Source organism: Arthrobacter methylotrophus (assembly GCF_039539965.1).
Lineage (GTDB): Bacteria > Actinomycetota > Actinomycetes > Actinomycetales > Micrococcaceae > Arthrobacter > Arthrobacter methylotrophus.
In genome coordinates this window covers 4,553,895-4,571,303 of sequence record NZ_BAABED010000001.1, presented here as the reverse complement: position 1 = coordinate 4,571,303, position 17,409 = coordinate 4,553,895, and the positions used below count along the sequence as shown (strand labels likewise).

19 protein-coding genes are annotated in these 17,409 nt (G+C 62.3%); 5 read left to right on the top strand and 14 right to left on the bottom strand.

The genetic code is table 11. From position 1 onward, the window contains the following. Positions 1-33: 33 nt before the first annotated feature. On the bottom strand, positions 34-1,413 hold the full coding sequence (gene dnaB / locus ABD884_RS23515; protein WP_345052920.1) for a replicative DNA helicase: 1,380 nt from the start codon (positions 1,411-1,413) through the stop codon (positions 34-36). A gap of 629 nt (positions 1,414-2,042) precedes the next feature. Here dnaB and ABD884_RS23510 point away from each other — a divergent pair. Together ABD884_RS23510 and ABD884_RS23505 are read left to right on the top strand one after the other, a co-directional pair. Further along, complete coding sequence (locus tag ABD884_RS23510; RefSeq protein ID WP_345052914.1) at positions 2,043-2,522, top strand: hypothetical protein; 480 nt, start codon at positions 2,043-2,045, stop codon at positions 2,520-2,522. A gap of 3 nt (positions 2,523-2,525) precedes the next feature. Further along, positions 2,526-3,101 (top strand): hypothetical protein, encoded by a 576-nt coding sequence (locus ABD884_RS23505; protein ID WP_345052907.1) that lies wholly within the window; start codon positions 2,526-2,528, stop codon positions 3,099-3,101. A 27-nt stretch (positions 3,102-3,128) separates the two neighbouring features. On the opposite strand, the gene ABD884_RS23500 is transcribed toward ABD884_RS23505, so the two are convergent. Beyond that, positions 3,129-3,755: an FMN reductase gene (locus tag ABD884_RS23500; protein ID WP_345052903.1), complete on the bottom strand. Its 627-nt coding sequence runs from the start codon at positions 3,753-3,755 to the stop codon at positions 3,129-3,131. A gap of 100 nt (positions 3,756-3,855) precedes the next feature. Beyond that, positions 3,856-4,086 (bottom strand): hypothetical protein, encoded by a 231-nt coding sequence (locus tag ABD884_RS23495; protein ID WP_345052896.1) that lies wholly within the window; start codon positions 4,084-4,086, stop codon positions 3,856-3,858. Between ABD884_RS23495 and ABD884_RS23490 the strand changes: the two genes are divergently transcribed. Beyond that, the gene (locus ABD884_RS23490; protein ID WP_345052893.1) at positions 4,067-4,513 is read left to right on the top strand and encodes a DUF1801 domain-containing protein; all 447 of its coding nucleotides are present in this window, start codon (positions 4,067-4,069) and stop codon (positions 4,511-4,513) included. The two genes, ABD884_RS23495 and ABD884_RS23490, sit on opposite strands and share 20 nt — an antisense overlap. A 127-nt stretch (positions 4,514-4,640) precedes the next feature. Here ABD884_RS23490 and rplI read toward each other — a convergent pair whose 3' ends face one another. The 5 genes from rplI to ABD884_RS23465 form a co-directional block, all read right to left on the bottom strand. After that, positions 4,641-5,093, bottom strand: a complete 453-nt coding sequence (gene rplI / locus ABD884_RS23485) for a 50S ribosomal protein L9 (RefSeq protein ID WP_028267874.1) — start codon at positions 5,091-5,093, stop codon at positions 4,641-4,643. Positions 5,094-5,110: 17 nt separating this feature from the next. Next, on the bottom strand, positions 5,111-5,350 hold the full coding sequence (gene rpsR / locus ABD884_RS23480) for a 30S ribosomal protein S18 (protein WP_003800144.1): 240 nt from the start codon (positions 5,348-5,350) through the stop codon (positions 5,111-5,113). Positions 5,351-5,476: 126 nt separating this feature from the next. Then, entirely contained in the window at positions 5,477-6,052 is a 576-nt protein-coding gene (locus ABD884_RS23475; RefSeq protein ID WP_078107100.1) for a single-stranded DNA-binding protein, read from the bottom strand. Between the two features lie 55 nt (positions 6,053-6,107). Then, positions 6,108-6,413: a 30S ribosomal protein S6 gene (gene rpsF / locus ABD884_RS23470; RefSeq protein WP_028267876.1), complete on the bottom strand. Its 306-nt coding sequence runs from the start codon at positions 6,411-6,413 to the stop codon at positions 6,108-6,110. A 230-nt stretch (positions 6,414-6,643) separates the two neighbouring features. Then, positions 6,644-9,142, bottom strand: coding sequence for a hypothetical protein (locus ABD884_RS23465; RefSeq protein WP_345052874.1), 2,499 nt, complete (start codon positions 9,140-9,142; stop codon positions 6,644-6,646). A gap of 173 nt (positions 9,143-9,315) precedes the next feature. On the opposite strand from ABD884_RS23465, the gene ABD884_RS23460 reads away from it, so the two are divergent. Continuing rightward, on the top strand, positions 9,316-9,654 hold the full coding sequence (locus tag ABD884_RS23460; protein WP_028267878.1) for a YnfA family protein: 339 nt from the start codon (positions 9,316-9,318) through the stop codon (positions 9,652-9,654). Between the two features lie 36 nt (positions 9,655-9,690). Further along, positions 9,691-10,362 carry a DUF1345 domain-containing protein gene (locus ABD884_RS23455; RefSeq protein ID WP_345052866.1) on the top strand — a complete coding sequence of 224 codons (672 nt, stop codon included), beginning with the start codon at positions 9,691-9,693 and terminating at the stop codon, positions 10,360-10,362. A gap of 18 nt (positions 10,363-10,380) precedes the next feature. Here ABD884_RS23455 and ABD884_RS23450 read toward each other — a convergent pair whose 3' ends face one another. The 6 genes from ABD884_RS23450 to ABD884_RS23425 form a co-directional block, all read right to left on the bottom strand. After that, complete coding sequence (locus ABD884_RS23450) at positions 10,381-11,682, bottom strand: M18 family aminopeptidase (protein WP_345052859.1); 1,302 nt, start codon at positions 11,680-11,682, stop codon at positions 10,381-10,383. 130 nt (positions 11,683-11,812) lie between these two features. Next, positions 11,813-12,508, bottom strand: coding sequence for a response regulator (locus ABD884_RS23445; RefSeq protein WP_345052852.1), 696 nt, complete (start codon positions 12,506-12,508; stop codon positions 11,813-11,815). Further along, complete coding sequence (locus tag ABD884_RS23440) at positions 12,505-13,791, bottom strand: sensor histidine kinase (RefSeq protein WP_345052847.1); 1,287 nt, start codon at positions 13,789-13,791, stop codon at positions 12,505-12,507. Before ABD884_RS23440 ends, ABD884_RS23445 begins: the two co-directional genes overlap by 4 nt. Before the next feature lie 64 nt (positions 13,792-13,855). Continuing rightward, positions 13,856-14,746, bottom strand: coding sequence for an ABC transporter permease (locus ABD884_RS23435; RefSeq protein ID WP_345052844.1), 891 nt, complete (start codon positions 14,744-14,746; stop codon positions 13,856-13,858). Further along, a complete protein-coding gene (locus ABD884_RS23430; protein WP_345052840.1) occupies positions 14,743-15,741 on the bottom strand; it encodes an ABC transporter ATP-binding protein in 999 nt (332 codons plus the stop codon). The genes ABD884_RS23435 and ABD884_RS23430 overlap by 4 nt, the downstream gene beginning before the upstream one ends. A gap of 154 nt (positions 15,742-15,895) precedes the next feature. After that, on the bottom strand, positions 15,896-17,392 hold the full coding sequence (locus ABD884_RS23425; protein WP_345052834.1) for a bifunctional phosphatase PAP2/diacylglycerol kinase family protein: 1,497 nt from the start codon (positions 17,390-17,392) through the stop codon (positions 15,896-15,898). Positions 17,393-17,409: the final 17 nt, after the last annotated feature.

Here is a 17,409-nt window from a genome sequence, read left to right as displayed (position 1 = left end):
GCGAAGGGTCCTCACCTTCGAGCCGAGAGCTATTTAGAACCCGCCGCCGGTCTCGCCCGCCATGTTCGCGAACCGGGAGTAGTGGCCCTGAAAGGCAACCACGATGTCCTTAGTGGGGCCGTTACGGTGCTTGGCGATGAGGATGTCGGCTTCGCCGGCACGGGGAGATTCCTTGTCGTAGACGTCTTCGCGGTGAAGCAGGATGACCATGTCGGCATCCTGCTCGATGGATCCTGATTCTCGAAGGTCCGAGACCATGGGCCGCTTGTCCTGCCGCTGTTCCGAACCACGGTTCAGCTGGGAGAGAGCGATGACAGGGACTTGGAGTTCCTTGGCGAGAAGTTTGAGGGCACGCGAAAATTCGGAGACTTCCTGCTGGCGGGACTCCACCTTCTTGCCGGAGCTCATGAGCTGGAGGTAGTCGAGGATCACCAGTTTGAGGTCGTGCTGCTGCTTGAGGCGACGGCACTTTGCCCTGATCTCCATCAGGGACATGTTGGGGCTGTCGTCGATGAACAGCGGGGCATCGTTCATTCGGCCCATTGTGGTCGCAATCTTGGACCACTGCTCATCCTTGATCGTGCCCTTGCGGAGGTCCTGAAGGCCGATGGTGGCCTCCGCGGACAATAGACGCATCGCGATTTCGTTCCGGCCCATTTCCAGGGAGAACATCACGGTGGCAAGGTTGTGCTTGATCGCAGCAGAGCGAGCGAAGTCGAGCGCGAACGTGGATTTACCGACGGCGGGGCGTGCGGCGATGACGATCATCTGGCCCGGGTGCAGGCCGTGGGTGAGCTCGTCGAGTTCGTAGAACCCGGTGGGGACACCTGTCATGCCTTCCCCCCGGTGGCCGGATGCCTCGATCTCGTCAACGGTGGATTCCATGACGTCTTTGAGCGCCACGTAGTCTTCCGCGGTTCGGCGTTCGGCCACGGCGTAGATCTCGGCCTGGGCCTGGTTGACCAGGTCTTCTACCTCTCCATCCTGGCCGTAGCCCATCTGGACGATCTTGGTGCCAGCGTTGACGAGGCGGCGCAGGACGGCGCGTTCAGCGACGATCTCGGCGTAGTAGCCAGCGTTCGCCGCTGTGGGCACGGTCTGGATGAGCTCATGCAGATACGCGGGGCCGCCGATCCTGTTGATCTCGCCGCGCTTTGTCAGCTCATCGGACACCGTGACGGCATCGGCGGGTTCACCACGGCCGTAGAGGTCGATGATGGACTCGTAGATGGTCTCGTGGGCTGGACGGTAGAAGTCGTGGCCGCGGACGATTTCAACGACATCGGCGATGGCGTCCTTGGAGAGCATCATGCCGCCAAGAACCGACTGCTCGGCGGGGATGTCCTGAGGAGGTTTGCGGCTGGCGTCCGATGTCCGGCCGCCCTCGATCGAATCCAAGTGCGTAACTGACAAGCCGTCCTCCATTGTGTACCGCGGCAGATAACTGTTCCCGGCGGTGCGGTAGGCCAACGCCCCGGTATGGATTGGTCTGGCCGCCCGGTGTAAGCCGGCTGGTCCAAACTGTTCCGTAGGGCACCGACAATTTGGGATTTCCCCGAGATTTCCACAACTTATCCACAGACGGGTCCGCGAGCATGCTGCTAACGGGCGGCACCAAGGCACCGCACACGAGAAACAGGGGTTTTCCAAGTACCTAAAGCAGGTACTCAGCCACGTTAGCCCTGCTTTTGCGAGGCACCAAGCCGAGCTTGTGGATAAAGTGTGGAATACGTATCCCTACTTGTGCACAGCCTGTGCATGACCCTGTGGAAAGAGAAATTCTTTTCCTGGAAATAAGCTTCTGAGCTGGGCAAACGTTCTTTACGCCATGTGGATCAAAACTATTTTCGTTCACCACTCATCCACAGGCGAATTCAAGCAATCCCCACCCTCGGGCCCGCACAAAGACCCGGAGTGGCATAAATATGCCAACAATGTGATGCTCCACACAATCGTCTTCAAAATTTGACAGTCGACTCTCAGAAGCTATGCCGAAACAGGAATGTACTGTGGATAACTGCGTTCTGACATAAGCTCTAAGTATGGGTTTCACTGTGGGGGATGCGCTGCTGGTTGCAATGCCGGTTGTCATCCTCGTGGCCTTGATTTGGGGCCTGACGGCGGCGTTCAAGCCGCGCAACACAGGGTTGTCCGATGCGGAACGCTACCAACGGGAGCTTGCCGCCCGCTCGGCAGCCCACCAGGCCGCCCAAGTGCAAGCGGCAACAGCGGCTCGGGCCCGCATCGATGCGTCCACGAGGCCAAGCCAGAATGCACAGCAACAGTCCCAGCAGGACAGCCAGTCCCGGGCCACTCTCCAGGCGCAGCTTGGGACCGGCTCAGGGGTCGGCCAGGCAGGCTACAACAGTTCCATCCTGCCCAACGGACAATTGAATCCACAGTTCGCGCTGCAATTGCAAGGCATGGTCCGCAGCGGGCAGAAGATCCAGGCCATCAAGCTTCTCCGCCACGAAACCCACTCGGATTTGTTGACCGCCAAGAACTATATAGATCGGCTTTAGCGCATGTCATCCCTACTCGTTCCGGTCTTGATCCTGGCGGCCGTCGTCGTCGGCGTGCTGTTGGTCAGCCGCATACTCTCCCGCCGCTCCGCGGAACTTCGCGGAACTGATGCCACGGACAAAGCGGCCGTAGACCCAGCCGAGTTGGCCCGCGAGGCTGCTGCGAAGCTCAGCGAGGATCAACACCGGCAGCTATATTCCCTCATCGCCCAGGGTCAGGCCATGGCGGCCATCAAGCTGTACCTCAGCGCCACCGGAGAGGGCCTGCGCGCCTCCCGGGACGCCGTCGGCGCCCTTGCATCGCATCCACAGCCCTTTCGTAAGCCTGAGGCCGCCCCGCAGGGCCTCATTCCCGACGACGACGAGCCGGAACGTTTCCCCTATCGATACCGAGCCATTGCCAGCAAGGGCGACGTCACGCGCGAGGTGAGCAGCAACATGCTCAACGACGAGATCTACGGGAGGATCCGCACCTTGGCCAAGAGCGGCGACGTCGAAGCCGCGGCCTTGGCCCTGACAAAGCATTCCGACATCAGCATGAAGCAGGCCCGCGAGTTCATCGAGCTGCTGGACGACTGATCCCTGTTGCGGTGAGCCCCGGCCCGCCTAGCGTCCCGCCGTGATCCCGGCGAGGAGCTGCTCAAAAGGCAAGGACTCCATCGGCTCCGCCTTGCGGTGCGGCTGCTCCCCGCTCAAAAGCCGGGCGAGCTCGCCGGCGGCCCGGTCCACTCGGACCGAAAGCGGCGACTCGCCGTCGTCGGTGTTTCCCCAATCCTGCGGTCCGGCGAAGACGGACGTCTGGGTCATCCGCGTCCGCAGGTAGGTGAAGAGCGGACGCATGGCGTAGTCGAGCACCATTTGGTGCCGGTCAGTGCCTCCCGTAGCGCCAAGGAGAACTGCCTTGCCGTCCAGGGACTTCGGGTCCAGGACGTCAATGAAGGACTTGAACAGCCCGCTGTAGGAAGCACTGAAGACCGGCGTCACGGCAATGATTCCATCGGAATCTTCGATGCCGGCGATCACCTCGGCGAGGCGCGGCGCAGCATAGCCGGTGACGAAGTTGTTGGCGATATCCACGGCCAAGTCCCGGAGTTCGATGATGTCCACCCGCACCTCGAATCCGGCGTCGCCCAGCTGGCGCTTGGCCGCGGCGGCGAGTTGGTCTGCAAGCAGACGGCTCGACGACGGGACGCCCAGTCCGGCGGAAAGAACGGTTATGCGGCGGGTCTCCATGGCAATCTCCTCTTGCTCGACGGTTCGAAGGCTTCAAACCAGAGTACATGCGTTTGCATCTATACTTCCAAACTGCGCGCCTGTGCCCTTTATTCCCCCGCTATAGCCGCACCGTTCCCTGGATGCACATCACCGAATTCCCGCCCGGCCAGCACGGTACCTGCGCCGGTGCAACGAAGGCGAGTCGTTCGACGTCGAGCTTTAGTTTCGGCGTCGACGACGACGCAAGTGGGTTGCCGAGGGAGGGCACGTCGGTGAAGACATCCACTTGCGAGAAGGGCCCGGTGCGCAGGCTCTGCGAGACTACAGGGATGTCAGAGAACAAGACCATGCCCACTGACCGTTCCGTCGAAGACTTCCTGGCTGCTGTGGAACATCCCGTGCGGCGCGCCGATGGTTTCGCCTTGTTAGACCTCATGCGCGGCATCACCGGTCAGGAGGCAGTTATGTGGGGTCCAAGCATCGTTGGTTTTGGAAGGCACCACTACAAGTACGGGAGCGGCCGCGAGGGCGATTCCCCCGCTGTGGGCTTCTCGCCGCGGAAGGCCAACCTGGCGCTGTATGGGCTGCGCTCAGGGCCCGACGCCGAATATCTGCTGCCCAAGCTCGGCAAGCACAAGACGGGCGCTGCCTGCCTCTACGTGAACAAGCTCGAAGACGTTGACGTTTCCGTCCTGGCAGACATGGTGCGCGCGGGCTACAGCCACGTCGTGGCGGAACCACAACAACCCCCGCCCCTAGCGCGAACTGGCAGCTAATGCCCCTTTTCAGGCCCGCAGAGGGCATCTACTGCCAGCTCGCGCTCCCCGGAACGCCACAAACAAAGGACCCCCGCCTCCGGAAACCGGAGACGGGGGTCCTTCGAACTCGTCAGAGCTTACTGCATTACTTGCTTGCAACGACCTCGAGGTCGATGACAGCAGAAACGTCCTCGTGCAGGCGGACGTTGGCCTGGTACGAACCAACAGACTTGATGTGGTTCGGCAATTCAACGTTGCGCTTGTCGATGGAGCCAAGGCCAGCGGCCTCAACTGCAGCAGCGACGTCGGCCGGCTTGACCGTGCCGAAGAGACGACCGGACTCGCCGGCCTTCACTACGAGCTTGACCTTCTTGGAAGAAAGCGCAGAAGCCTGGGCCTGTGCAGCTTCAACCGAAGCGTGGGCACGAGCGGCGCGGGCAGCCTTGATGGACTCAACCTGCTTCTCGCCACCCTTGGTCCAGGTCAGAGCGAAGCCGCGGGGCAGCAGGAAGTTACGTGCGTAACCATCCTTGACCTCGACAACGTCGCCAGCAGCACCGAGACCGGTTACTTCGTGGGTCAGAATGAGCTTTGCCATGTTAGTTAATCCCTTCCTTAGCCGCGGCCAGCGCCGGAGTAAGGCAGCAGAGCAACTTCGCGGGCGTTCTTGATTGCCTGGGCGATTTTGCGCTGTTCCTGCACCGTGACGCCAGTGACGCGACGAGCGCGGATCTTTCCGCGGTCGGAGATGAACTTGCGCAGCAATGCTACGTCCTTGTAGTCGATGACAGTGATGTCAGCAGCCTTCAAGGGGTTGGACTTTGGTTTGGGCTTACGGAGTTCAGCCTTAGCCATCGTGGAGCTCCTTTTCTATGGAGCCCGTGGAATGGATCCACGGGATGGTGGTGTTCGACGGCGGTTGCCAACCAGGTGCCTTGCGGCAGTTCCGGCGGGTTCCGGCGTCGAACTTTAATGTTTGGTTTAGAAGGGAGGTTCGGAATCCGGGCCGTTGCCCCATCCACCCGCATTGCTGACACCCGGGGTAGCCCAGGGGTCTTCCTGCGGTGCGGATTGGCCGCCGCCCCACGTTCCGCCGGAGTTGCCGCCCTGGTTTGCACCAGCGCCGCCACCTCCGAAGCCACCGCTGTTGTTGCCGCCGCCGAAGCCGCCCTGTCCACCCTGACCGCCTGAGCGCTGGGTGCGGTTGACCTTGGCGTTGGCGTAACGCAGGCTCGGGCCGATTTCATCGACTTCGAGCTCGATAACGGTGCGCTTCTCGCCTTCCTTGGTTTCGTAGGAACGGCTCTTCAGGCGGCCGGAAACGATCACGCGCATGCCCTTGGTGAGGGATTCGGCGACGTTCTCAGCCGCTTCGCGCCATACCGATGCGCGGAGGAACAGGGTTTCCCCGTCCTTCCACTCATTGGACTGGCGATCGAAGGTCCGGGGAGTAGAAGCGATGGTGAAGTTCGCTACCGCCGAACCTGACGGTGTGAACCGCAGTTCGGGGTCATTGGTGAGATTACCGATGACCGTAATAGTGGTTTCGCCTGCCATCTACTGCCTCCTTGTTCGTTCCTGCGGGGTAAAGAATGAAAGCCGGGAGCTGAAATTACTCAGCAACGACCTTCTGCTCTTCGGGGCGGGTGATCTTGGTGCGCATGATGGTCTCGTTGAGACTCAGCTGGCGGTCAAGTTCCTTGGCGGTTTCCGGCTTGGCGGTGAAGTTCACCACGGCGTAGATACCTTCGGACTTCTTCTTGATGTCGTAAGCGAGGCGACGGCGGCCCCAGATGTCAACCTTTTCGATGGTTCCACCATCGGTGGTGATGACATTGAGGAACTTCTGAAGCGACGGCTCTACGGTACGCTCTTCGACCTCGGGGTCGATGATTACCATCAATTCGTAAGGACGCATATGTGAACCCACCTCCTTTGGGCTAAGCGGTTACGGCATTTCCGTAACAGGAGGTTCATTTGCGATGAACAGCGCTGACCACCGCTCCCAGAAGCGGAAGCAGGGCGCAGCACAGACTTCAATATCTTAGTCCATTTCACATGTCCAAGCCTATTCGGCGTGTCGGAGGGTGGAATGGTCGACATCACGTATGTGGATAACCAGGTCAGCCGCCACCTGCATGCGCCACCCTAGTACTTCGAGAGTTCAACCGAGACCGAGTCCGAGTTCACCGTCGCGGTGCCGTAAACCCGCACGGCAACGGAGTCATTCTCCTGCTTCCAGTCAGGGGTACTCGGGTTGAACGATGTGTTCCGCTCGTAACTTACCTCAGCCGTGCCGGCGGTCGCGGTGCTGATCCGCCACGTGCCGTTGTAAGAAGGGCGGACGGAGATCTTAGGGCTCACCGGAACGGCCCATTTCACGTTTCGCGTTTCGCCGAACCCGAACGTGTAGAACGGGCAACCTTCGGGGCTCAGTTCCTTTGATGCAGCGCACTTGGATAATGCGGCTCCCACCTGGCGGTCGACTTCCGCAGCAAGTTCGTTGCTGCCGGTCACCTCCAAGCTGGTGTCTTCTGTGGTCCGGACGCTGGTGACCATCCCTACGAGGATCCGCTTCTCCTTGGCTGCAAGGTACTTTTCCTTCGCCGGAAGGCCGATCGTGTATTCCCCGGGAAATGCCGGTAGCTCGATCGCCGAACCATATCCGCCCCGTGGGGCGGCCACAGTGCCGACGCCATTGACGGAGAACGCACTGACGGCAGCGTCGGCTGAAAGACGGACGGTGTTGAAACCCCTCGACTGCAACTTCCAGTGGTCATCCAGAATGTCCGGATGCTCCATGTCAAGCACGAATGGGATTTCCGAACGGCGCCCGTCCTGCCTGACCTCAACCCAGACGGTGGCTTGCTTGCCTGTCACCTGGCTTGAAAGGATGGCGTATCCATCTATCCTCTTAGTGGCCGCGCCGTAGACAGTGTTACTCAAGAGAACACGCTGCTCGTTGGGCACACCGGGGTCAGAGATGCGCACCGCCCTTTCTGCGTCACCGTCCACAAGGGCTTGGATATAGTCTCGAACCACCTTGTCTGGACCGTTGCCTGCCTTGATCACTGTGACAGCCCCAAGGCTGCCGATCGCCAGGACAGCAACCACGCCTGAGGACACCGCGATGAGCAGTGCCTTTCTTCGCCCGGCCGGCGAGAGCCGCTTCGCGAGCGGTGGACCGTTGTACGCGGAACCACGAGCCGCGTTTGCTGGCGAGACATCGCCGACCGGAAGATCGGTAGTTTGCTGGTCCGCTGTTGGCTGTCGCTCCAAAGAGTCCGCTACCACCGACGCCGGAATCGGAGGTACGCCGGTCCGGACCAGGTTCTGGAGCCGGACCGGGACAAATGGCAACAGGTAAGGCGCCAGGTAACGGGCTGTGGCTTCAACCAGAAAACCCCAGAGCAGGAAGACAACGGGGGCCCACCAGACCAGCCCAAGACCGTAATCAGCCCGAACCAAGGTGCCCAGCTTGAAGGTTGCCGACAGGTTCAGCAACGGCAGAAGTACGAGCCCTAATGTCAAATACGCCGCCGGAACGGGTACCCAGGTGCCGATCTTTGCACTGTCCGCATATCCCCTGCGGAGCAAGACAAGCAGACCCGTTAGCAGGGTGCAGATGAGGGCAAGCAGGAAGGCACCCAACGTCAAGGCGAGATCGGCACCCCCACCCACACCGCCGTCGAACCCGTAGAAGATCCGGTCCGTGTTCCCCGAAGCCGCGCCTCCGATGTAGCTGGCGTCAGCCAGCACACGCAATCCGCCGAGGTGGGCCATGACGAAGAGCAGACCAGTCGCATTCCCGATCCATAGCGGGACTGTGAGCAATCCGGCCCACCCGTTGCTTACTCCGGCGAAAACCCAGACCACCGGAGCGGCTATGCAGGTAAACAGCAGCAAGTGGCTGGACGCCGCGATGAGGGGCAGATTGAGGGCTCTTGACAAGGGCGCAGGGACCACCGGCGGAACCTCTGCGGCTGCCGTCCGGCTCCTGGCCGCCGCCGACACGGCAAACCCTAAGAGCATCGAGAAAACGGTGGGCCAGAAGCCGGCCGCAGTGACCGGCGATGTGCTGAAGCCATTGCTTGCGGGAAAGCTGATGGCAGCTGCAGCCGCCACGACGTTTACTGCTGCGGAATAGACCGCGCCGGTCACCAGGGACTGGGCAACGAGTTGCGCCCTGGATCCAGATGGGACTCTGTGTTCAGCGACGCGACTGCCGGTGTAAACACTGAGACTGCTGATCGCAAGCAGGCCCAGAGGAACGGCGTACACTGAAGCGCCGCCCTGAATCGTGCCTAGGAAGGGCACCGCGCCTTCAAGTAAGGTCGACAATTTCCCGAGATGCGCCATAGCGAGTAGCTGTGCCGTGAGCTGACCGAGCACTGACCATACATTGCCGGTTTCCACACCGGAAAATCCTGGCGTGCCGGTGGGCACCAAGTGACCGCCGTTGGATGTCGAAGCACCGATGACGGAAATCATGACCATGGCCATGGCCACCAGGAAGCCTGCCAAATACGACCCGACAGCTACGACAGCCCCGACCCACAAACCCTTGAGTTGGACCGAATCAAGCCACCGAGGCACCTGCAGCGGCGCCTGGTTGGGCGGTTCCGGCATGCCCGATGTTTCGGGCATGCCGGACGTGGAAGTAGAAGGTACCTGAGACATTTCCCCAAATTTTCTCTCGGAGTACGACGTACTCGAGGAGCGTAATTGGCCCGGCGCATCCACAACCAGTCATACGATCGAAGCCTGTGGATAACTCGCCTTACAGCCCGTACTGCGCCAGGCTCAGGCAGACTGATCCCATGACCATCCTCAAATCCACCTCTCTCTTTGTCCTTGCGGCCATTGCCGAGATCGGCGGAGCCTGGCTCGTGTGGCAATCCGTCAAGGAGGCCAAGCCTTGGTGGTGGGCGGGTCTTGGGATCGTGGCCCTGGGCATCTACGGTTTCGTCGCGTCGTTCCAACCGGATGCGCATTTCGGGCGCGTCCTTGCGGCTTACGGCGGCGTATTCATCGCCGGATCCCTGGCCTGGGGGATGCTCCTTGACGGCTTCCGACCGGACCGTTGGGACATCATCGGAGCCATGATCTGCCTCCTGGGGGTCGCGGTGATCATGTTTGCGCCGCGGGCGGGAAATTGAAGGCCTTCCTACCGGCACGCGTGGCATGATCTGACTATGAATGCCGCCGTAAAGAACCACGGTCCGAATTCGACCCGCGCCAAGCGTTCCCGATTGCGATTCTTGCTGATGGTCGTTACCGGCATCGCCGCCGCAGTAGCAACCGGAATATGGGGCCAATGGATCTACGCGCCCGCGGCGGGCTGGGCCGTAGCTGCGGTTGTCTACAACGTCTTCGTGTGGACAGTCATCACACCCATGAAAGCCGCCCAAACGGCAAGCCATGCCACGGAAGAAGATCCACGGCGGTCCACGGCGGACCTCCTCATCCTGTGTGCCGCCGTCGGCTCCCTCGCAGCCTTCGTGCTGGTAATGCTCGGCGCCAAGGACGCGCATGGCCTCGACAAATTCATGCTCGCCCTGCTGGCCCTGGTCGGTGCGGTGTCGTCATGGCTTCTTGTGCACACCCTCTTCACCTTGCGCTACGCGGAGGTTTACTACACGTCCGATCCGCCCCGGGGCATCGAATTCAACCAAAAAGAACCGCCGCAGTATACAGATTTCGCCTACATGGCGTTCAGCCTCGGGATGACCTACCAAGTCTCCGACACCGCGATCACCACGAGGGCGATGCGATCCGCAGCTTTGCGGCACAGCCTGCTCGCCTATGTTTTCGGCGTCGGGATCCTGGCCACCACCATTAACCTCGTGGTGAGCCTCGCGTCCTGAGCCCGGACCCCTGAGGGGCTAGATCGCGGTGCGGAAGAACAACTCCGCCACCGTGGCCAGGTGACGCGGATCTTCAACGCCGCACAGCTCGCGTGCCGAGTGCATCGACAAAAGGGGCACGCCGACGTCGACCGTTCGGATCCCCAGGCGGGTCGCCGTCAGTGGGCCGATAGTGGAGCCGCATGGGACGTCGTTGTTGGAGACGAACTCCTGGTAGGGCACGCCCGCCTCGCCGCAGAGCCGGGCCCAGAATGCCGCCCCGATGGCGTCCGTGGCGTAGCGCTGGTTGGCGTTGATCTTGAGGAGCGGTCCCCCGTTGAGGATGGGCCGGTTGGCGGGATCGTGGCGGTCGGGATAGTTGGGGTGGACGGCGTGGCCGGCATCCGCGGAAACACAGAACGACGCCGACAACGCCTGCCGCCGTTCACTCACCGTGGCGCCGAGCCGGTCGGAGATCCGGGTCAGGATGTCTTCGAGGATGGGTCCGCAGGCGCCGGAGCGGGAGGCGGAGCCGATTTCTTCGTGGTCGAAGGCCGCCAGGACCGCTATGGGGCCGTCCGACGGAACACCCGCGGCTGCATGCGCGATGAGTGCGGCGAGTCCGGCATGGGTGGACGAGAGGTTGTCGAGGCGTCCCGAAGCGAAGAGCTCTCCCTCGGCTCCGAAGACCTCCGGTGCCTGGGCGTCCGCGACGACGATGTCATAGCCGCCGATCTCGGCGGGATCCACCGAAGGTCCGGCCACGGAGTCCGCCAGGATTGCCAAGACGTCCGCGGATCCGGGATCGCCGAGTCCCCATATAGGATTCATGTGTTGCTGCTTGTCGAGCGTGAGTCCATCGTTGACGGCCCGGTCCAGGTGGATGGCCAACTGCGGAAAGCGCAGGAGCCGCCCGGTTGCCGTGAGGTGCTGGGTGCCGTCAAGCATCACGAGCCGCCCCGCCAGCCTGAGTTCGCGGTCCAGCCACGAGTTCAAGAGGGGCCCACCGTAGACTTCGACGCCAGCTTGGAGCCAGCCGAACTTGCCTGTTGTCGGCTTGGGCTTGAGCTTGAAGGATGGAGAATCCGTGTGGGCGCCGAGGATATTGAACGCCGTAGTGGGAGTTGCGCCGTCCGGCGCCACCCAGGCGATGAGGGCACCATCCCGGATGACGTAGAAACTGCCGGCCCCGCCCTCCCATGGCTGAAGTTCATCAAGGGCCGTGAACCCGGCCGCATCGAGTCGGCGCGCGGCCTCGTGGACGGCGTGGAAGCTCGACGGCGATGCGCTCACATATGCGCCAAGGTCCTGGATGTGTTCTGCAGCGGAGTTCGAAGGCATGGCTCCGAGTTTAGCCTCGCCACGGACGACGCTGCCTCGGACCCGCGACACGGAAATTTCCTGGCGACGCCCGGATACGGGCGTCGCTGATCCGTTTGCGCGTCGCGAGGCAGTATCCGCGTCACGAGTCCTAGTAGTCCGGATTGCTCGGGATCACGAGCCCTGTTTCGTAGGCGTAGACAACCACTTGGACGCGGTCGCGAAGGTGCAGCTTGGTGAGGATCCGCCGGACATGGGTCTTGACCGTGGCCTCGGCCAGGAAGAACTTGTGGGCGATTTCCGCGTTGGACAGCCCTCCGGCGATAGCCTCCAGCATCTCGGTTTCGCGCGGCGTCAGTTCTTCGAGCAGCGGGTCGCGCGGCTGGGCTGTGGCCTGGCCGGGCACGCGCCCTCCTCGGACGTATGTCTCCAGGAGCCGCTGGGTGACCCTCGGCGCCACCACAGCGTCGCCACTGGCTACGAGCCGGACACCCTGGACCAGTTCGGCAGGCGCAACATCCTTGAGTAGGAAGGCGGACGCCCCCGCCTGCAGTCCCGAGAACGCATATTCATCGAGGTCAAAGGTGGTAAGGATGATGATCCTGGCGCTGGACGCCGAGGCCGTGATCCGCCGTGTGGCTTCGATTCCATCCATGGCAGGCATCCGGACGTCCATGAGCACCACGTCCGGTTCCAGTTCCTCGACCTTCCGCACAGCTTCGGCGCCGTCCGAGGCTTCGCCCACCACCTCGAGGTCTTCTTCGCCTTCCAGGATGAGCCGAAATCCCATGCGCAGCAGGGGCTGGTCGTCCACCAGAAGGACCCTGGTGGGAGCACTGTCAGTCATGTTTTCCCCTTATCGCCATTCCAATTCAGCTCCGCATGGACCCGCCATCCGCCGTGCATACCGGGTCCGGCATCCACGGAGCCAGCATAAATTCCCGCCCGTTCACGCATCCCCGCGATGCCCTGGCCCGTTCCCAACGCCGCCTCTTCGGTTTCCGGATCCCGGGAGCCCCGGCCGTCGTCGAGCACGTCTATGGTGACCATGTCACCGTCCCGGACGATCCGAACATCCACTTGGGCCAAGGAGCGTCCATACCTGAGCACATTGGTGAGCGATTCCTGCACGATCCGGTAAGCGGTGAGCTGGAGGGCCGGGTCTTCGGGCAGGGCCGGTCCGGTATGGGAGTAGTGCAGGGGCAGCCCCGCCGTCCGGAATCCGTCGAGCAGGTTGCTCAAGTTGTGGCCCGTGACCAGGGGCGCCAGTGGCGCCGGACCGCCCGAATCTTCCCGCAGCACGCCAAGGACACGGCGCATATCAGCCAACGCCGTCCGGCCGGTGCGCGAGAGTTCGCCGAGCACCTCACCTGCACGCTCCGGGTCCCTCTTGACCACGACGGCGGCGCCGTCCGAGAGGCTGATCATGACCGTCAGGGAGTGGGCCACGACGTCGTGCATCTCCCGGGCGATCCGGTTGCGTTCGGTGACCGAACCCAACCGCGCCGTGCGCGCCGCCCAGGCCCTGATTTCGCTCTCATGCTCACGCCGCTGCCGCACCGAAATACCGATGCCGGTGGCAATCAGATTGGACAACAAGATGCTGACCGCAGCGGTGATGTTGCTGATGAGATGGAAGTCCTCCGGAATCGCCTCTCCGTTGGACGGTGTGACCGGGCTGGTCCACATGAACAGATACACCAGCGTCAACGGCAGGCTAGCCGCCCCGAACACCGTCAAAGAGAATCTCCGGGTTCTCGCCACGGCCACCGCGTAGAGCGCAAACCACAGTCCCGCGGAGACGTTCGAACCCCAGGGATTCAGCACCGTCACCGCCACTTCGAGGACCGCCGCGGCCGCGGTGACGCTGAGCGGATTCCGGCGGCGCAGGAACAAGATGGCGGCAATGGCAACGAGCAGCAAAGCGGCGAACCACTTGCCGTCCGTGATCGAGGCGATGAACGAGGGCAGTGCCAGCAGCGAATAGCAAAGCACCACCACCGAGTCCATGAGCCGTGGGTGCTCAAAGAGGTAGCGGCGGACCCTGCCCCGCCGACGCAGGGTGATTTCAGCAAAGGACGCATCGGCCACGCGGGCCGATGCGTCCTGTGCTGGCAACTCTTCACTCATGGCTTGAGCCTAGTGGCCCTGCCCGGAGTGGCTGTTCCTTGGTCGAGGATCAGACGGTTACGAATCACACGTCGCGCTTCTTGAGCGCAATGAGGGCGGGAACCATGAACAAAATGACGTAACCAAGGAACACGAGCCCGCCGGCCCCCGGATCCAGGGTGCCGTCCACATGGCCGATCGACAAGAACCGGCCTCCAGCCTCACTGGGCAGGTACTGCGGGACGTACTTCCAAAAATCGCCCGGCGCGAAGGCCAGGAACTGGCCGGCGAACGGGAGGACGAACATGATGCCCACAAGCACGGTAATGCCACCGGCGGGGTTCTTCAGCAATGTCCCGAGCGAGAGCCCGATGACCGCAACCCCGGAGACGTACAGGCCGCCGGTGAAGACGCTGTAAAGGACGCCGTCAGTGCTCCAGCCGAGGTCAAGGCCGAAGTTGGCGAACATAGGTGACGCCAACAGGAAGGTTACGACGCCTGCCACGATCGAAAGTATGTAGGAGACGACAATCAAGACCACGGCCTTGGCCCCGAAGGTGGAGAGCCGGCCCGGCGCCGCGTTGATGGTTGAGCGGATCATGCCCGTGGCGAACTCAGAGGCAATGAAGAGCACGGCCAGCGATCCCATGATGAGGATGCCGATGTTCAGTCCGGCGTTCGGCAGGTTGTAGAGGTTGAATCCCGCGCCTGGCGGGAAGGACTCAACGGCTTGCTGCGCCGATTCCTTATGGCCCTGCCGGCCAACCTCGACCATCTGGTTGATGTAGTTCCAACGGACGAGGGCGGACAGCACGCCGACGCCGACAATAGCGACGAAAGTCAAGACCAACAGAAGCTTGGTGCTCATGAGGGTCCGGAACTTGATGGATTCGGAGTTCAGAACCCGGAGGAAATTGACGCCACCGGTCCCGGCTGACGGGATCGCATGTTTCTTGCTGATGGTTGTGGTGCTCATGACTGGATCCCTTCCATGGTTGCAGCGGTGCCGGCGCCAACGCCGGCGGGGTTTACGCCCAGCGGCGCGCCTGGCCCTGCCGGTCCACCGGTCATGTGCGAGTGGTATTCCACCTCGTCCTTGGTCAGCTTGAAGTAGGCTTCTTCCAGCGAGGACGTGAGCGGGGTGAGCTCGTAGACCAGCACCCGGTTGTCAAGCGCAAGCTCGGCGATTCGAAGCGGCTCAACCCCGTACACTTCCAAGGTCTCGCGCTCGTTCTGCTCGACCCGGACGCCGTCGCGGGCCAGCAACTCGGACAAGCGCGTAGTCTCCGAGGTGCGAACCAAGGTGCGCTTGCGGGACTGGCTCTCAATGAGCGCATCCACCGTAGTGTCGGCGATGATCTTGCCGCGCCCGATCACAATCAGGTTATCGGCGGTCTGGGCCATCTCGGACATGAGGTGGCTGGAAATGAAGATCGTTTTGCCCTGGCTCGCAAGGTAGCGTGCGAGGTTCCTGACCCACTGGACGCCCTCGGGATCAAGTCCGTTCACCGGTTCGTCGAGGATGAGCGTCTGAGGATCGCCCAGGAGCGCGTTGGCAATGCCTAGCCGTTGGCCCATGCCGAGGGAGAACCCGCCGGCCTTTTTCTTGGCAACTGCGGTGAGGCCCGTCATATCGATGACTTCCTCAACGCGCGAGTTCGGAATCCCGTGTGTCGCAGCCATGGCGCGCAGGTGGTTGTATGCGCTGCGGCTCGTGTGTACGGCCTTGGCATCGAGCAACGCGCCTACTTGGTGCAACGGCGCCTTGTGCTCCGAGTAGTGTCGACCGTTGACGGTCACGTCGCCCGACGTCGGACGGTCGAGCCCCATGATCATGCGCATGGTGGTGGACTTGCCGGCGCCGTTCGGTCCAAGGAAGCCCGTGACTTTCCCGGGCCTTACGGTGAAGCTGATTCCGTCCACGGCCGTCTTTGTGCCGTAGACCTTCCTCAAGCCTTTTGCTTCAATCATGGAAGCGTTCCCTCCGCTTACTGCAGCTTAGTGTCGACTGTCGGTACAACGCTAACCACCTGCATGTCGGAATTCGCCGGTCTCAGGGATGATTCAGGGGCTGGTCAGGGTAGTCCCTATGGATGATGCCGGCCGCGGGCAGGTCTTTTCGACACTAGGAAAGCGGCGAATACACCCGCAGCGCCCGGCGTTTCACCGTGAACTTTGCGGTGCGCACGCCAGGCAACGGCTCGCCGTCGACCGCTAGCACCAGAGGTTCTCCGAACGCCTCGATGCTGATCTCCCCGGCCTCGATGAGGTGGGTCACCTTGGATGTACCAACGGTTCCCGTGAGGACCGCCCACAGGAGCCGTAGCCGCGCAAAAGGCTCGTCGGCTGTGACCATGCGGATATCCAGCACACCGTCGTCGAGTACGGGCCGTGTCAAAGGGGCCAAATCCCGCGGATAGTAGCGGCCGCGGCCCACATAGAGGATCCACAGCTTGTGGCGCACCCCGTTGATCAGCAGCGTGGTGGGGGTTGCCGCGCCGAAGGTGCGCAGGCCTGCGACGAGTCCCGCGAGGGGTTTCCCCAGTGCGGGTTCCAGCCGTTCGCGTCGCCGCACCAAGTTGGGATACAGGCCAATGCTGGCCGTATTCAGCATCATGAGCTCAGAGATCTCATCCTCACCGTCAATGCCACGTCCCGCGCTCACATGACCCAGGTCCGTCCATGCTGCGGCTCCCGTTTTGGCGGCTTTGAGCGCCCCTTCGAGAGAGCGGGCATCCACGTCACGGGCGAAATGGTTGAGAGTGCCGCCCGGCAGCACCAACAAAGGCAGGGAATGCTCGACGGCGGCCGCCGCGGCAGCGCCGACGGTTCCGTCTCCGCCCCACACGCCCAAGGACTGCGTCCCAGGCCTCCCTGCTGCGGCCTGGATTTCCTCAACTATGTCGTGGCCTTCGGTAATCAAACGAATATACGCCTTGGGAAATATTTCCCGGAGTTCCGTCTCGGTGTCTGGCGAGTAGGAACCACCGAGGGCGTTAACGGCAATACTCAATCCTTCGCCTTCGCCGACTGCAGGCGCGTCGGCCGGTGAACGGTCCGTGGCCGGAGCCGGGAGCCGGGACGGCCACCATTTTCGCGTCAAAAGAGCTGCCCCGGCGCCGATCGCTGAGCCGAGCACCACGTCGGAGGGCCAGTGGGCACCTGTGTGGATGCGGGAATACGCCACACCGGCCGCTATGGGGGCAAGCGCGGCCCCAAGCGGGGGATATACCAATGCAACACCGAGGGTGAAAGCGACGGCCGACGCCGAATGCCCGGAGGGCATGGACGAACTGGCGGGCTGGGGATTGACAAAGCGGAAGACCGGAAGGTGTTCAGGCAAAGGCCTGGTCCGCGGCAGCAGCGCCTTGAAACCAAGGTTGGTGACGGCCGACGCGAGCCCCAGAGCAAGGAGTCCGTGGATCGCTGCGTTACGGGGCTTTCCGGGGAAGGCCGCCAGGACACCGGCTGCGGCAAACCAGAGTTTGCCCTTGGTCGCGGCCCCGGAGAGGTTCCTCAGAACGTCGTCGTGCTTGCCTTCCGGCCAGCGCGAAACAGCACGCACCACTGCCCTGTCGAGTTGTATCACCCGACCCTGACCCCGTCGCAGGATTCTTCGCATCCCACCAGAATATCGGC

What these genes read in the sequence shown, in the direction of transcription:
- ABD884_RS23440 (WP_345052847.1), bottom strand. Translation starts at nt 13,791, where the DNA reads ATGAGTGAAGAGTTGCCAGCACAGGACGCATCGGCCCGCGTGGCCGAT.
- ABD884_RS23495 (WP_345052896.1), bottom strand. Translation starts at nt 4,086, where the DNA reads ATGGTCTTGTTCTCTGACATCCCTGTAGTCTCGCAGAGCCTGCGCACC.
- ABD884_RS23505 (WP_345052907.1), top strand. Translation starts at nt 2,526, where the DNA reads ATGTCATCCCTACTCGTTCCGGTCTTGATCCTGGCGGCCGTCGTCGTC.
- ABD884_RS23465 (WP_345052874.1), bottom strand. Translation starts at nt 9,142, where the DNA reads ATGCCCGAAACATCGGGCATGCCGGAACCGCCCAACCAGGCGCCGCTG.
- ABD884_RS23425 (WP_345052834.1), bottom strand. Translation starts at nt 17,392, where the DNA reads ATGCGAAGAATCCTGCGACGGGGTCAGGGTCGGGTGATACAACTCGAC.
- rpsR (WP_003800144.1), bottom strand. Translation starts at nt 5,350, where the DNA reads ATGGCTAAGGCTGAACTCCGTAAGCCCAAACCAAAGTCCAACCCCTTG.
- rplI (WP_028267874.1), bottom strand. Translation starts at nt 5,093, where the DNA reads ATGGCAAAGCTCATTCTGACCCACGAAGTAACCGGTCTCGGTGCTGCT.
- ABD884_RS23430 (WP_345052840.1), bottom strand. Translation starts at nt 15,741, where the DNA reads ATGATTGAAGCAAAAGGCTTGAGGAAGGTCTACGGCACAAAGACGGCC.
- ABD884_RS23445 (WP_345052852.1), bottom strand. Translation starts at nt 12,508, where the DNA reads ATGACTGACAGTGCTCCCACCAGGGTCCTTCTGGTGGACGACCAGCCC.
- ABD884_RS23510 (WP_345052914.1), top strand. Translation starts at nt 2,043, where the DNA reads ATGGGTTTCACTGTGGGGGATGCGCTGCTGGTTGCAATGCCGGTTGTC.
- rpsF (WP_028267876.1), bottom strand. Translation starts at nt 6,413, where the DNA reads ATGCGTCCTTACGAATTGATGGTAATCATCGACCCCGAGGTCGAAGAG.
- ABD884_RS23455 (WP_345052866.1), top strand. Translation starts at nt 9,691, where the DNA reads ATGAATGCCGCCGTAAAGAACCACGGTCCGAATTCGACCCGCGCCAAG.
- ABD884_RS23450 (WP_345052859.1), bottom strand. Translation starts at nt 11,682, where the DNA reads ATGCCTTCGAACTCCGCTGCAGAACACATCCAGGACCTTGGCGCATAT.
- ABD884_RS23435 (WP_345052844.1), bottom strand. Translation starts at nt 14,746, where the DNA reads ATGAGCACCACAACCATCAGCAAGAAACATGCGATCCCGTCAGCCGGG.
- ABD884_RS23500 (WP_345052903.1), bottom strand. Translation starts at nt 3,755, where the DNA reads ATGGAGACCCGCCGCATAACCGTTCTTTCCGCCGGACTGGGCGTCCCG.
- ABD884_RS23460 (WP_028267878.1), top strand. Translation starts at nt 9,316, where the DNA reads ATGACCATCCTCAAATCCACCTCTCTCTTTGTCCTTGCGGCCATTGCC.
- ABD884_RS23475 (WP_078107100.1), bottom strand. Translation starts at nt 6,052, where the DNA reads ATGGCAGGCGAAACCACTATTACGGTCATCGGTAATCTCACCAATGAC.
- ABD884_RS23490 (WP_345052893.1), top strand. Translation starts at nt 4,067, where the DNA reads ATGTCAGAGAACAAGACCATGCCCACTGACCGTTCCGTCGAAGACTTC.